This is a genomic window from Burkholderia sp. SCN-KJ, from assembly GCF_024656005.1.
Taxonomy (GTDB): Bacteria; Pseudomonadota; Gammaproteobacteria; order Burkholderiales; family Burkholderiaceae; genus Burkholderia.
In genome coordinates, this window is the sequence record NZ_JANKOG010000018.1 from 115,872 (window position 1) to 128,992 (window position 13,121).

A 13,121-nucleotide genomic window follows, 5' to 3' on the forward strand; every position below is an offset into this window, starting at 1 on the left:
TCAGCCATTTAGGATTGGAATGCGTCCCTGATACACCGCGCCGCCCGAAATCCGCATGAAGTACTGCAGGTTCGGAAGGCTCTGTATCAGGCGGGATGGAATCAGCGGTACTTTCTCCAGTTGGAGCGAGCGAGACACCGATCCCGTAAATTCACCAACGTGCGACTCGCTACCCGTGCTGGTCGAACTCGACATCACCAGGTTGCGGATCGCCGTCTCCCCGACCTTGTCGGAGAACCAGTCCGCCGTGTCGGTGTCCTCCAAGCGTAAGATGATCTGGTTGTTCAAATTGCCCAAAACCTGCAGCATTTTTGCGGCATTTCCGAGCTTCGCCTCAATGTCCGAGCGCGTCTGGAATGCGACGAACGCCTTGAAGCCCGCGCCACGCCCCTTGTTCAGGATCTGGATCACCTGTTCGTTGATCGCCTCCGCGACCTCGTCGATGATCAGCACGACTTCAGGCGGGGTCTCGTAGAAGTTGTAGATCGAGCCGCACACCGCCGACACGTCGGCGAGAAGCATCGACATGATCGCCTTCGCCACGATGCTGTTCGACAGCGAGTCGGCCCCCACGTGAAGCACCGCCTTCTGGCGAATGATCTTCTCAATGGTCCAGATTTCGCGCTCGTCCTCGAAGTCGTCGACCTTCGGCGCCAGCATCAGGCCGGTTTCGCCGGTTGCGAGCATCTGCAGCAGGGGGAGCGCCGACGCGATGATCCGCATGTAGTGTTCGCGGTCGTGCGTGTGCGTCGAGATCAGACCATCGATCGCCTCGTGGCCGCGGTCGAGTGCCGCGAACCGTGCCTGGTACAGCGCGACCATGCCGTCCACTTTGGAGACGCCGGGCTTGTTGGCCATCTTCACGGTGTCGGCTGCTACCTGCGTTTCCCAATCCGTCAGGCCCTGTTCGAGGAAGAAGCGCTTCAGCGCCTTCTCCAGCAGCGTCGCGATGCCCGACTGGGCATACTTGAGAATCGACCGCAGGTTCGGCTTGTCGCCGATGTACAGCTCGCCGTTTACCGAGCGGCTGATGAACAGGTACGCAAAGTCGCGGAACGGCCCCTCCTCCATCAGCTGCGCGATCCGGCTCGGGATCTCCGAAGGTTGCGACCAACTATCGAGCGGCTCCAGGCGAATCGACTCCGACGGCTTTGCCTGATTGAAGTACAGGAACTTCCGGCCCGCCCGCTTGCACTCCCGCTCCACCCGGAGCTTCCATTCCTTGTCGTTTTTCGGATCGAAGTCGAGCAGCACATCGCCGAGATGGATCACCTGAGTCGAAATGCACTCGTAGGTACGCGTCTTCCCGGCACCGGTCGTGCCGCCCACCGCGGTGTGGCCGCCCATCGCCTTGTAGTGGAATGGCACGTAGCCCTTCGCCGGCTCAAGCCCGTGGATCCACGAGACCCCTTGCGGCATGCGGTCCCTGATACTGTCCTTCGGGGCAAAGAGCCGCTCGATCATCTCCTCGAACTGACGTCCTGTTTTGGTCTTCGGCAGCCACTTCGGAAGGCCCGGGATATCCGTCGACGGCATCCGAAGAATGTCATGCGCAATCTGGCAGTGCTTCTGTGTCCACTCGAAGCCCGTGCCGAGAAACATCGCATTCGCTTCCGCTTTCATGCGCGACTGGATCGCGAGCAGCTTGGGCACCGCGAGCGTCGTCAGCCATTTCGTCGAGATGGCCATGCGGAATTTCAGCGCGCGCCAGACCTGCCCCGATCGAATCGCAAACGCCACCAGGGCGATCAGCGCGAATGCCCACGCATGCGGCATCCCGGACAGGGGCAACATGACGAGCGCGAGCAGCCATGCGAGCGCGGCCCTGAGCTCGTAGATCGGCCGGAAATGGTTGATGTAGCCGTTCATAGGCCGCGCGCCTGAATCAACTCACCCGCGCGCGGTGCTAGCGTGACTTCCATCGGCTCGTTGGCGAGCAACAGACCGCGGCGACGCATGTGCTCGATCAGGGTGTCGCTTGCGATGCCGTAGCTGCCGATCAGGCGCTTGGGCAGAACCAGCCCCAACTCGCTCCACCGCACCTTGGCCTTGCCCGCGTGAACATCCTGACCGAGCGCGCGGAAGAAATCCACAATCATGCGTGGCGCGCCCTTGAGCACCGCGTCGAAGGCTTCCGGGGACGACTCGACGCGACGCTCCGAAGCCGGGCGCATCTCGGCCGGATCGATCACGGCTGACGGTGCGCCGGATTGTGCCGGCTGCGCGACCATCACGCGTGACTCAGCAGGCGTCGGCGCGCCCAGTCGAGGTGGGCTCGACGGCGTCGTCGCCGCGGAAGACACGCCGACCGAGCTTGTCGTCACCACTTCCGCGGCGGTTGCCGCTGGAGGGGTGGGCGTCATCGGTGACGGCGCACGTCCTGCCGCCGTCGGAGCAGCGGGAGCCGGCGCGGCAACCGTCGACGAGGCAGGTGTGACGGACGGCGTCACCACCGGCTCGAGCTCGCCCGCAACGTGGATCGCAGACGGCACGGCAAACTTCACCGGTTCGAACACGCCGCGCTGCGCTTTCCGGTCGAACTCGGCCGCCGTCGAAATCGCCTGCCGGACCACTCGATGGGTCAACGATTCCACACCGACCGGACTTGCGGTCGGGTTGATCGACCCGAACACCTCGGCCAGCACCTCCGCATCCAGGCCCGCGAGCAGTTCGCTTCCGACCAGCGCCTGCGCGAGCATGCCCGTGCGCATCCGCTCGACCGCAAGCGGTGCCGGTCGGCGCGATACACGGTAAGGACGATCCCCCAGCCACGGCCCGGCCGGCCCGTGAATCGACGGATTCCAGACCAGCTGATCGGCCTCGCGCACCACCTCGAAATGCCGATAGGGCTCATCCAGCCACGAGCAAATTGCGGCAAGGAACACGCCATAGTTGTATTGCGGCTCAACGCGCCGCCGGCGTTCCGACGGGAGGTTTGTGCCGAACTTCTGCCCGCCGGCCAGCCGCATCGCGTAGAAGGCCGTCTCGATCGTGCACCGGAATGCACCTCCAGGCTCCCGGTACAGCTCCGGATTGAGCGGGACGGACGAGAACCAATCGGCGCACCGATGCACGAGCGTCACCCACTTGCGGTTGAATTCCGCCTTGCTGACTTCGTTTGCGCATTGCGCGATCAGATCGATCCGCCGTTCGTTGTTCGCGACAAGTACGCTACGATCGACCGACTGAAAAAGACGTGGCTCGATCATCATGCCAAGCCCTTCGTCGCAAGCTTCGTCAGACTCTTGAACGCCCCACCGCTCGCATTCGCGCCACCGCCGAACATGGAGGCGAACTTCGGAACCTCGAACGACAGAATCAGGACGAAGATCGACAGATCGAGCGTCAGCGATCCGGCATACGGTGTGGTCAGGCCCTTCGAGATCGCGTTGGTAAACGCGCTCGTAATCGTGGTCGTCACCAACCGCTGAAGGATCGCCGCGACGACCATATACATGCCCGCACTGATCATGTAATCAAGCCAGGTCTTAAAGTAGCCGCGCGTGAACTCCGACATACCCAACGCCAAGGCGATCTTGCCCATCACGATGCCGACGGCCATCTGAATGGTGCCGAGCGAAATGAAGAAGAGGAATACGAGAGACGCGATCATCAGAAAGCCCCAGGCGAACAACAATGGCATCAGGTTGATCGCCAGCGCGACGTAGCTCCACCAATGCGCGGCCTGGAAAGCCTCGATAACCGCATCGAAGATCGAACCCGCCGATTTGACCATCGCGGACGGAAGCGACTGTGCATCGGTGCCGGACACCGCGACCGCCATGTCGTTAAACCATTTATAGAACCCGGGCGCCCAGGTGGCGTACATCAGGAAGATCGAACCGAAGATGCCGAGAATCGCCAGGTCCTCAAGCAGCGACTGCCACGCCGCCACGGGATCCCTGGTTGCGGCATACCGAACGCCTGCGAGTGCGATCGTGATGCCTGCCAGCCCGCCAGCCATCTTGTTCGCGTACTGATCGAGCGGTTGACTCAGCGTCACCGCGAGGTCGATCAGATCCTTCATGATCTTCGCGATCTCCTCGATCGCTGCCATTGCACCCTTGGCCACCTCGCCCGGTTGGTAGCTCGAGCTCCATCCCGTGGTGATCGGCGGCCAATCGGCGGCGTACGCGCTCGAAGCCGCGACGACCCCGACCAGCATCACCACGAGCACGGCCACGGCACCGCGGCGCAGCCACTTCGCAGAATCGTTTGCCATTGCCGCCTCAGAACCCATATGCGGACCGCTCGGCCTGCTGCTTCGAAATGAAGCGGTTCGCGTCAGCCGCCTTCTCCTTGTCGTCTTCAACCTGCTGCGCATCTTTCTGCGAGTCGCGTTGCGCCTTCGCCGCGTTGAGTTGAAGAATGTCGGCGTTCTGGCTCGTCACGATGTCGAGATAGTGCGTCGTAATCTCCGCCGTCGCCTGCGCGGTCGGCGACAACGACAGTTGAGACTGCAACTCTTGTCTGCGCTTCGCCAGATCGTTCGTGTGCTGCATGATGTCCGATCCCATCTGGAACAGGTTGCGCACCACCTTGTCGTTCTGCTGATACAGCGTGTTCATGTCGGCGAACCACTGCTCATTGGTCTTGCCAGAACGGCTCACCAACGTCTGCACCTGCGAAACCCATTGGCCACCCTGCTTGAGGTCACCGTACAGGCCGTTGAGGGTGCCGACCAGATTCTTCACTTTGTTGATGTCGCCGCTGATCTGGTCATACGCAGCCTTCCACGCGGCTGGATCGAGATTCTTCGCCTGCAGCAGCTGGTTCGCCATCATCTGGTACTGGTAGATGATGTTGGTGTTCTGGTAGATCTCACCACGCACCGCCTTCGCGGCAGTAATGATGTTCTGCGCGAAGTTGGTCGGGTCGAACACGATCATGGCCGAAGCATGCTGGGCCGAGAAAAGGGAGGCTGCGACGATGGCGGCACGGAGGAGGCGCATTTTCAAGGGATCACCTATCAGTCGAGAGTCAACATTTCTTGGAGGTACTCTTCACGCCAGTGCGGCGAGCCAGAGTCGTGGTGTTTGTCGAGCACCCGTTGGGCGGCGCCGTCGGCGCGCAACACGGCGAGGGCTTCTTTCGGGAATTGCGCCTGGAGCATCCGTGCGTGGTCAGGCGTCACCCACAGGTAATCGCGGTTCGGTACCGCGTCGGCAATCATGTCGATCAGGTCGTCGGTCAGGCCGAACACATCCCGATACAGGTGCTTGTTGTTGCGTGCGTCCCGGTTCGGCAGGAAGAAGAAGTTCGGGATGTTCTCCTTCAGAATCTCGAAGTTCTTCACGCGGGCAAGCTGCCCGAGCGACTGGGTCGCCATCACGAGGGTCCCGTTCAAGCCGCGGATCGTGACGGCCCACAGTTCCAGGCGGGCATAGAAGCGTTCATACTGGAAGAAGAAGCCGCACTCTTCGACTTCAATGATCGTGAAGCGCTTCCCGTCCAGCCATTGCGAGATGCGATAGAACGCATAGTCCATGAACAGCGCGGCGGCGACCGGGTACTTCTCGAACAGGTCACCCATCTCGATCGCGATATCGTCCGACAGCGAGAACGCATCCTCGACGTGATCGAAGAAGCGGCCGTTCTTCTCGCCCTGCGTCCAGATCTGAAGCCGCTCACGCAGCTCCATCGGCAACAACGTGTTCAGCATCGACAACGTCCAGAGTTCGCGGTCGTACTCGCCGCCGCCGAGCGTCGCGACAGCCTGATAGATATCGGTCTGCTGCTGCGGCGTGCAGTGGAAGTCCTCATCCTCGATCGCCATCTGCACCCATTCCGCCACATAGGTCCAGTGCCGCTTGTCCGCCAGCAGCGAAAGCGGATTGACCGGCGTGGCCGCGCCGAACCGGCCTGTCGCATCGACAAAGCGACCGTTCGCCATCACGGTAGGAATCCGCGTCGACCGATTCTTGTCGAACTTGATCCGGCGCGGGTTGTGGCGCCCGGACTGCGACACGAGAAAGTTCAGGAAGATCGTCTTGCCCGCCCCGATCGGCCCGACCACGAGCGTGTGCGACTTGCCGCCCGGTTGGTGCAGCGTCACGCGCTGCAGCGTTCGATGACGCGTGGGCAGAACGGTAAGCGGCCCCGTCTGCTCGCCGGTCTGTTGGGTCAGCCATTGGTTGACCGGACTGCCTTCCTCGACCCCGCGCAACGGCGCAATGTCGGAAACGCACGGTGTTTCGACGAATTGCAGGCGCTTTTGCTGATCCCACCGTCCGGGCAACGTGGTCGCCCATGCCGCCGGGATGTTGCGGGTCTCAAGGATGACGCCGAACCCCGCATTGCCGATGCGGCCGACGACTTCACGCGCGTTGTCGTCGCACTCCTCGACCGTGTCCCCATAGACGACCACCGAGATGTTGGCGAACCCATACTGCGTCCCATCGGCCACCAGCTTCGCGAGTGCGTTCTCGGCCTCTTCGGCGAGGATTTCACGCCCCTTGTCGTTCTTTTCCGCTTCCTGCTTTTCATCCTTCGAGAAGAAACTCTTCAGGATCGCAAGCGGGTTGAACGCCGCGACCTTGTAGAACTTGCGCATCTTCTCGATGTAGACCCGCGCCTTGTGGGTCGACAGGAAGCGGAACATCACACAGATGTCGAGCTCTGCGTCGACGTCCGCCAAGACATCCAGTGCGGCCTCCTGAAACCCCATCCATTCCTTCACGGACACGATTTTCGCGTACCGTTTTCCGTACGCTGACTCGAACATCAGATGTTCCGTGCCGTACGTCACGAACGTCTCGGTCAAATGGGTGTCAAGCATCGTGACCGGGTAGCGGACGCGGCGCGGCGGAACGGAAGGGTTCGCCGTCTGGTGCAGGAACGCCATGGCATTCTGCAGTTGCAGACGCTTCATCTTGAGACGCGTCACGCCCCCCTTGAAAGCGTCGATTACCCCCTCGAACCGCTTGATGTCCGACGTGATCCGCTCCATGTCGAACGCGAAGGCACTGCGCGCAAAAAGCACGTCCCGGAGGGTTTCCCACAGAGCGATCGGCACCGACTTGCCGCCGACCGTCATGTGGTACGCGACCTTCTCGAAGATCTTGTTGATCCCTGTTTCGGGCGTGTAAGCGAGCGCCAGCGAATGGGTGTTGCGAAAGAACTTGCCGCTGCCGACATGCGCGCGGTTGATGGCATCGATGCGCTCGTCGATCCGGGACGAGAATCCCCCCTGTATTTCCCCACGGACACGCCGATGCGACAGTCGCCACCACGCCGTGACCCGGTGGTCGAAGTTCTTGCACGCATGATCGAGGCTGTCTCGCGCTGCCGATATGTCAGCTTTGTTCGGCGAGTCGGCGTCGATCCCGTCGAACGTGAATACCGTCAGCAACGACCCATCCTTGTCCAGGATCAGCTCCGGGGTGACCATCGTCGCCCACGGCGCGATCTCCTGCACCGGGCCGCGCTTGATTTTCGAATTCAACATTGCAGATCCTGATCGAATCCGTAGGGACGCTTAAAGCGAACCGAAAACTTCGTCGTGGGGAGTGGCTCGTGCACGTCCGGATAGCGGTTGTAGACGATGAGCACCTCCTTCCACCACGGATCGGTCGACGACAGCCATCGGAGCACCCAATGGATGCCAATTCCGACGACCAGGAACGCGGGCGTCATCGCGCTGTAGCAGAGCAGCGTCGTGATCGTCCCGTTCGCGATGGCGAGTCCGCGCTCCGCCCCGCCCAGCTGGCGGGGCAGCGACAGCGAACGGCTGACCTTTTTCGGCTTACGCACAGGTGTAGTCGATGTGCATGCGGTTCTTCACGATCGGAATCGCACACGCCGCGACACCGAGGCCGATGAAGACGGTCGCGAGAAACTTGACGATGTTGCTCTCGGAGTTCGCGATCATGATCGCGGCCATGATGATCACCACGATGCCGATACAGAACAGCACCGGGCCGCTCACATAACCCTGAATCAGACAGATCATCGACGCCGCGTTGCCGAGATCGCTCAGATCCACTGCATGCGCCGCCGGCGTGGCAAACGCGATCGCAGCTGCGATCAACGTGGAGCGGATCTGGCCGCGACCGAACAGGTACTGCGCAGCGCTGCGTACTTTGGCGGTCGCCGGCCGAAGGAAGGCGCCGACAATTTTGGCGAGCGCCGAATGAGCAAAAGCATTGAACAACTTCTTCATAGGTAACCCCGTATGGTTAGAAAACGCGCTCGAGGACGTAGTCCCCGTTTTTGAAACCCTTGATGGCGAGCACTTCCGACACGTGGCGGAGCTCGCCCGTGCGACGCAGGTGCACGACGTAGTGAAAGCAATCCGCGATGGCCTTGCGCATGTCGGCAAGCTCCCAGCGGCTCCCCGTGGGGATACCGAGCATCGCCAGGCTCTCGAGACGACTCAGCGCGCCGCGCGCATCGTTCGAGTGGATCGAGCCCATGCCACCGTCGTGGCCGGTGCTCAGTGCCTGAATAAAGTCGTAGGCTTCGCCCCCCCGAACCTCACCGACGATGATTCGGTCGGGCCGGAAGCGCAGACACAGGGCGACGAGGACCTGCGTGGTCACGCCCTTGTCGGGGTTCGACAGCAGCCGCACACGATTCGGCGCTGACAGCTTGAGTTCCATCGTGTCTTCGATCGTGATGACACGCTCCTCTGGCGGAATCTCCGCATTCAGCGCGTTCAGGAACGTCGTCTTGCCGGTCGACGTGCCGCCGGCAACGAGAACGTTCGCTCGCGATCGAACCAGCGCCCGGAATGCTTCTCCCAGGGCCTCGTCATGCGCATCTGGCGGAAAGATCGCGCGCTCGACCTCGCGGCGCGCGTGAACGAGCGAGAACGCGCCCATGCCGACGTAGTCCGACAACGACAGGTTGGATTCCCGATGTTTCCGGATCGCAAGCGCATGCCCGTCAATCGCGGTCGGCCGCATCACGGAGGCGATCCGGAGATTCTTGTGGCCGCCGTTGATGATCCCCTGCGCAGTACCAGCTTTCGCGGACTTTTCGACCGACGACGCGAGCGACAGAATGGCGCCCTGCAGCTTCGCGGGATTGAAGCGCAGGTCCAGCTTGTGCATCTCACCTCGCCGCTCGATCCAGACGTTGTCGTAATCGTTGATCATGATTTCGGCAACGTCGGGCGCCTCAAGCGGACCGGTCAGTTGGTCGAGCGACGCGAAGAACAGCTTCACCGCGTTGTCTTCGAGCGGACGGACCTTGAGCAACTCTTCCGCAGTGATCTGCGCGCTCGGGCGAGACGCCGGCACATCAGCCACCGGACGTTCGACTGGCGCCTGATTCGGGATTGGCGGATTCTGGGCAATTTCGGACATGCAGCTATTGTTCAAGCTGCGCGCGCCGCCGGCGGACCGAAAGAACGGCGAAATTCAGCAGCTTTCGTCGCACCCCAAACGGCCGCGTTTGCGACTGTTCAGGCCTGCGTTCGCGTCAACCGGTTGAGGGGGCTAACCGAGAAAGCTCCAGAAAAACCTATAGCTTTCGCCCACAACGTCAAGCACCGACCTGTTACGCGGTTCGAACGGACAAAAAGGCGGTTCATCGCGGATTTCCGGGGAAACACCGGGGAGGAACGTCGGCGTACGGCCATTTGCTGTCATGCGCCTGCGCACGCCGGCTGACACTCGAGCGGCCTTTCCGCAGCAGACATCGGACGTTTAACCCTGTCCCGTTCGCCGGACGTCTAGCACGCGGGCACGACTCGTGAGACGTAGGAGTGGATTGGAAGCGCCGTATACTGTCGCCTCGCAAGCACTGGCCTTTGATAACGACGGCACGACTTTTTCCAGGAAGCGGACAATATGAATGGCTCGAATCCAAACACTGCTGGCACGGGAAGCGCGCCGCAGGGAGGCGCAGCAATGCAAGGTGCAGCTGCCCAGGCAGCTGCTACCGGGCAGCCGCCTGCCTTTTTGGGTTTGTCTGTCGATCAGTTGGCGGGTCTGTCGGTAGACGAGATCAAGGGAAATAAAGTTGCCATCACAATGCTCCTGCACTACTACAAGCAGATGCAGGAAGAGAACACCGCGCTGAAGAACGAACGGAACACTTTGTCGACTTACGTTGACGGCTACAAGCAGAAGAAGTCGGACGCTAGAATGGGTGCAGCACTCTTGACCCTGAGCAACGTTTTCATGGGCTTTGGCATAAATTTACTTACTAGCGACGCGCCCAAGATGTACGGAGTTGGACTGTTCGTGCCTGCGGTCATCATGATGATCGTCGGGCTTTACTTCTCGGTTCGTGAGGATTGAGCATGAGCACCCGCTACATCTTCAATACTTCAGGGGATTATGTTGCGTTTGTCCAGGGTGGAAACCTGTGGAGTCCCAATAGCGATTGGCTGGGGTTCATTGTGGATGGCAATGAAGTAATCGACCCACATGGCAAGTATATGGGCGTGATCACGAACGATGACAGAGTGGTAAGGAACCGTTTGGCGCCAGCGCGCCCAGCCTTACCGAGAAGGATGAGGCCACTTAAGCCTTTGAAGCCGTTCAAGCCGTTCAAGCGACTGCGCATGACAGCGGTTCCACAGCCCTTTTACGATGTTTTTGAGCGAAAACGCCGCGAGGAATCACCACCTCGATCGCAGGCATTCTTGGAATCTGCGAGGGGCGACTTTAGCCACCTTCTGGATTCAACGCTGGTTGCTTTTGATGGTGTCTCGCTAGGGAAGGTGAACCGCAATCCGTTTGACAGCGAGTCCATGGTCAACGAGTTTGGCCCTCACGGAAGTCAATTCGAGACAAGATCAATCTTCAATCAGTTCGGCACCTATGGTAACCCGTTCAGTCCCTTGTCACCGTACAATGAGTTTTCCCAACAGGCTCCTCGATTCGTCAAGAATGGGAGCGTGCTGGGGACGCTTACAGCAAATACGTTTGTTCAAAACAGGATTGACCCTGAGAAATTCGTCGAATGGCTCAAAAGCGGCTCATGAGCCTTATCGATCGAATCGATGGAGAAAACATCGTTCAAACGATTGGAACTGGAGGTGAGGAGTGGGAAAATTCAGCAAAGAAGAATGCGAGGTTTTGGAGGCGACAATCGATCGGCTACACCGCGCCCCTAATCTAAATGCACGCGACGCAGAATTGATTTTGGGACGCGTTCTTGAGCCTCTACTACAAGACGAAGGCTACGATCTAGAACATACGGGTGGCCCCGGAGACAATGGAATTGACTTCAAGGCAACTCGGTGCGCAGGTAGTGGCGCATTGACGACGGTCGAAACAGTAGGGATTCAAGCGAAGCTCTACCGTAATTCGCGTCGTGTGCCGATGAGCGATGTTCAATCTTTGATCGGCGCTGCCCTGTTACAAGATCTCAATCGCGTAGTGCTTGTTAGCAACGGCGAATTCTCCGAGGCCGCTCGCAATGCGGTGGGTAGAGAGCTCCCACTTCGTATAGAGCTACTCGACATTGAAGGACTGCGCAGCTGGGTTAGTCGACTTCGAAATGATAACGTCGATGTTGAAACTGAAGTGCGCGTAATGATGCGTGACCTTAGCGGTCAGTTGGCTCGATTGATTGCGAGCCAACCGGCTGCTTTGATGCATCTGGAGTGGCGGGACGTCGAGCGTGTAGTGGCAGAAGTCTTCGATGGTTTAGGTTTCGGCGTTGAGCTCACGCCCGGCTCAAAGGATGGAGGGAAAGATGTAATCTTGACATGTACGGTGAACGGAAAACGCGCAGAATACTACGTCGAGATTAAGCATTGGCGGTCAGCAACACGATTCGGATCAGCTGCAATCGAGAGGCTTTTAAAAGTAATTGTCAAGGAGAGGAAGGACGGTGGTCTGTTTCTATCCACCTATGGATTTACGGAAAACGCGTTCGAGCAACTCACGGCAATTGAAAAACAGAAACTGAAATTCGGTGACAAGGAAAAAATTGTCGCTTTCTGCCAGAGCTACATAAAGGCAAAGTCTGGACTTTGGTCTCCGCCAGAGGATCTAACCGATATACTCCTTTCGAGCCCCGGGATCGCCGCATGAAATGGACAAATGCCATCCGAAAACGTTTCATATGGCGAGATTCTAATGGCCTATGTCGCCTGCGCTCGATCTGGCTGCAAACGCCACTAAGCAATTGACGGCAATTGCGGCAAAGTGGCGCCCCGCTGTCCCCTAAGGCGCAATGGCTGTTCCGCTCTCTAAGTCGGTCATAATCGCAACCGTATGGCGAAGGACAGCAATGGGTCGGGTTGAGCCGGTCACGGGCCGCCGGGACCGTGGCTTGCCGAGTCTGGCTGCGGATTCAACCGGTCAACGCAACAGCGTGATGGAATGCGGTCGAACGTCGATCAATTCCCCCGGTGTCGCCCGTGGCATTGCCATAACAGTATCCCAGTGTCAGGTTGCGTCACTCAGATCGTCCGGCGCGCGAGCATGGTGCGGATCTCCCCGATCGCCTTGGCCGGATTCAGGCCTTTGGGGCAGACGTCCGTACAGTTCAGTATCGTCCGACACCGGAAGAGGCGATACGGATCGTCAAGATTGTCCAGCCGCTCACCCGTACCCTCGTCGCAGGAATCGACCAGAAAGCGATAGGCCTGCAGGAGCCCGGCAGGACCGACATATTTATCGGGATTCCACCAGTACGAGGGACATGCGCTGGAACAGCACGCGCACAAGATGCACTCGTACAGACCGTCCAGCTGATCGCGTTCCTCGGGCGTCTGGCGCCTTTCCCTCTCCGGCGGGGGCGTGTCGTTGATCAGGTAGGGCTTGATCGAGTGGTATTGCTTGAAGGACGCGGTCATGTCCACGATCAGGTCGCGAACGACCGGCAACCCGGGCAGCGGACGCAGGACCGTGTGGCGGGGAAGGTCGTTGAGGTTGGCGATGCAGGCGAGCCCGTTCTTGCGGTTGATGTTCATTGCATCCGAGCCGCACACGCCTTCACGGCACGAACGCCGAAAGCTGAGCGCCTCGTCCCGTGCCTTGAGCCGGACAAGGACATCCAGCAACATCCTGTCAGTAGAGGGCACCTCGATCTCGTAGTTTGCATGTACGGCTTGGGATCCCGGTCTGGATCGTAGCGGAATATTTCAAACGTCCTTGTTTCACTCACGATGTTCCTCCTTTGTGGAACGGATCGCGTATCCGGCGCGCGCTCGCTAT

At 59.8% G+C, this 13,121-nt stretch carries 11 protein-coding genes and 1 pseudogene; 3 read left to right on the top strand and 9 right to left on the bottom strand.

The genetic code is table 11. The features are described from left to right. From traD to NQV17_RS26640, 8 genes are read right to left on the bottom strand one after another with little or no spacing between them, the layout of a single operon-like run. Window positions 1-1,869 carry a conjugative transfer system coupling protein TraD gene (gene traD / locus NQV17_RS26605; protein ID WP_257774545.1) on the bottom strand — a complete coding sequence of 623 codons (1,869 nt, stop codon included), beginning with the start codon at window positions 1,867-1,869 and terminating at the stop codon, window positions 1-3. Then, window positions 1,866-3,209 carry a TraI domain-containing protein gene (locus tag NQV17_RS26610; RefSeq protein ID WP_257774585.1) on the bottom strand — a complete coding sequence of 448 codons (1,344 nt, stop codon included), beginning with the start codon at window positions 3,207-3,209 and terminating at the stop codon, window positions 1,866-1,868. Before NQV17_RS26610 ends, traD begins: the two co-directional genes overlap by 4 nt. Beyond that, the gene (locus NQV17_RS26615) at window positions 3,209-4,222 is read right to left on the bottom strand and encodes a type IV secretion system protein (RefSeq protein WP_257774546.1); all 1,014 of its coding nucleotides are present in this window, start codon (window positions 4,220-4,222) and stop codon (window positions 3,209-3,211) included. The genes NQV17_RS26610 and NQV17_RS26615 overlap by 1 nt, the downstream gene beginning before the upstream one ends. Before the next feature lie 7 nt (window positions 4,223-4,229). After that, window positions 4,230-4,952, bottom strand: coding sequence for a type VI secretion protein (locus NQV17_RS26620; protein ID WP_257774586.1), 723 nt, complete (start codon window positions 4,950-4,952; stop codon window positions 4,230-4,232). A gap of 17 nt (window positions 4,953-4,969) precedes the next feature. Further along, a complete protein-coding gene (locus NQV17_RS26625) occupies window positions 4,970-7,447 on the bottom strand; it encodes a VirB4 family type IV secretion system protein (protein WP_257774547.1) in 2,478 nt (825 codons plus the stop codon). After that, window positions 7,441-7,704: a conjugal transfer protein gene (locus tag NQV17_RS26630; RefSeq protein WP_041490372.1), complete on the bottom strand. Its 264-nt coding sequence runs from the start codon at window positions 7,702-7,704 to the stop codon at window positions 7,441-7,443. Before NQV17_RS26630 ends, NQV17_RS26625 begins: the two co-directional genes overlap by 7 nt. Before the next feature lie 40 nt (window positions 7,705-7,744). Beyond that, window positions 7,745-8,161 carry a TrbC/VirB2 family protein gene (locus NQV17_RS26635; RefSeq protein ID WP_257774548.1) on the bottom strand — a complete coding sequence of 139 codons (417 nt, stop codon included), beginning with the start codon at window positions 8,159-8,161 and terminating at the stop codon, window positions 7,745-7,747. Window positions 8,162-8,177: 16 nt separating this feature from the next. Next, on the bottom strand, window positions 8,178-9,308 hold the full coding sequence (locus NQV17_RS26640; protein WP_257774549.1) for a CpaF family protein: 1,131 nt from the start codon (window positions 9,306-9,308) through the stop codon (window positions 8,178-8,180). Between the two features lie 486 nt (window positions 9,309-9,794). On the opposite strand from NQV17_RS26640, the gene NQV17_RS26645 reads away from it, so the two are divergent. The 3 genes from NQV17_RS26645 to NQV17_RS26655 all read left to right on the top strand — a co-directional run bounded on the left by NQV17_RS26645 (window position 9,795) and on the right by NQV17_RS26655 (window position 11,993). After that, window positions 9,795-10,247, top strand: a complete 453-nt coding sequence (locus NQV17_RS26645; RefSeq protein ID WP_257774550.1) for a hypothetical protein — start codon at window positions 9,795-9,797, stop codon at window positions 10,245-10,247. A gap of 2 nt (window positions 10,248-10,249) precedes the next feature. Then, window positions 10,250-10,936 carry a 4-fold beta flower protein gene (locus NQV17_RS26650; RefSeq protein ID WP_257774551.1) on the top strand — a complete coding sequence of 229 codons (687 nt, stop codon included), beginning with the start codon at window positions 10,250-10,252 and terminating at the stop codon, window positions 10,934-10,936. Between the two features lie 61 nt (window positions 10,937-10,997). Then, on the top strand, window positions 10,998-11,993 hold the full coding sequence (locus NQV17_RS26655; protein WP_257774552.1) for a restriction endonuclease: 996 nt from the start codon (window positions 10,998-11,000) through the stop codon (window positions 11,991-11,993). Window positions 11,994-12,364: 371 nt separating this feature from the next. Here NQV17_RS26655 and NQV17_RS26660 read toward each other — a convergent pair. After that, window positions 12,365-13,008, bottom strand: a pseudogene (locus tag NQV17_RS26660) (succinate dehydrogenase iron-sulfur subunit). Window positions 13,009-13,121: the final 113 nt, after the last annotated feature.

Bases quoted from the DNA above. Each gene is read 5' to 3' on its own strand.
- traD (WP_257774545.1), bottom strand. From the start codon at position 1,869: ATGAACGGCTACATCAACCATTTCCGGCCGATCTACGAGCTCAGGGCC.
- NQV17_RS26610 (WP_257774585.1), bottom strand. From the start codon at position 3,209: ATGATCGAGCCACGTCTTTTTCAGTCGGTCGATCGTAGCGTACTTGTC.
- NQV17_RS26615 (WP_257774546.1), bottom strand. From the start codon at position 4,222: ATGGCAAACGATTCTGCGAAGTGGCTGCGCCGCGGTGCCGTGGCCGTG.
- NQV17_RS26620 (WP_257774586.1), bottom strand. From the start codon at position 4,952: ATGCGCCTCCTCCGTGCCGCCATCGTCGCAGCCTCCCTTTTCTCGGCC.
- NQV17_RS26625 (WP_257774547.1), bottom strand. From the start codon at position 7,447: ATGTTGAATTCGAAAATCAAGCGCGGCCCGGTGCAGGAGATCGCGCCG.
- NQV17_RS26635 (WP_257774548.1), bottom strand. From the start codon at position 8,161: ATGAAGAAGTTGTTCAATGCTTTTGCTCATTCGGCGCTCGCCAAAATT.
- NQV17_RS26640 (WP_257774549.1), bottom strand. From the start codon at position 9,308: ATGTCCGAAATTGCCCAGAATCCGCCAATCCCGAATCAGGCGCCAGTC.
- NQV17_RS26645 (WP_257774550.1), top strand. From the start codon at position 9,795: ATGAATGGCTCGAATCCAAACACTGCTGGCACGGGAAGCGCGCCGCAG.
- NQV17_RS26650 (WP_257774551.1), top strand. From the start codon at position 10,250: ATGAGCACCCGCTACATCTTCAATACTTCAGGGGATTATGTTGCGTTT.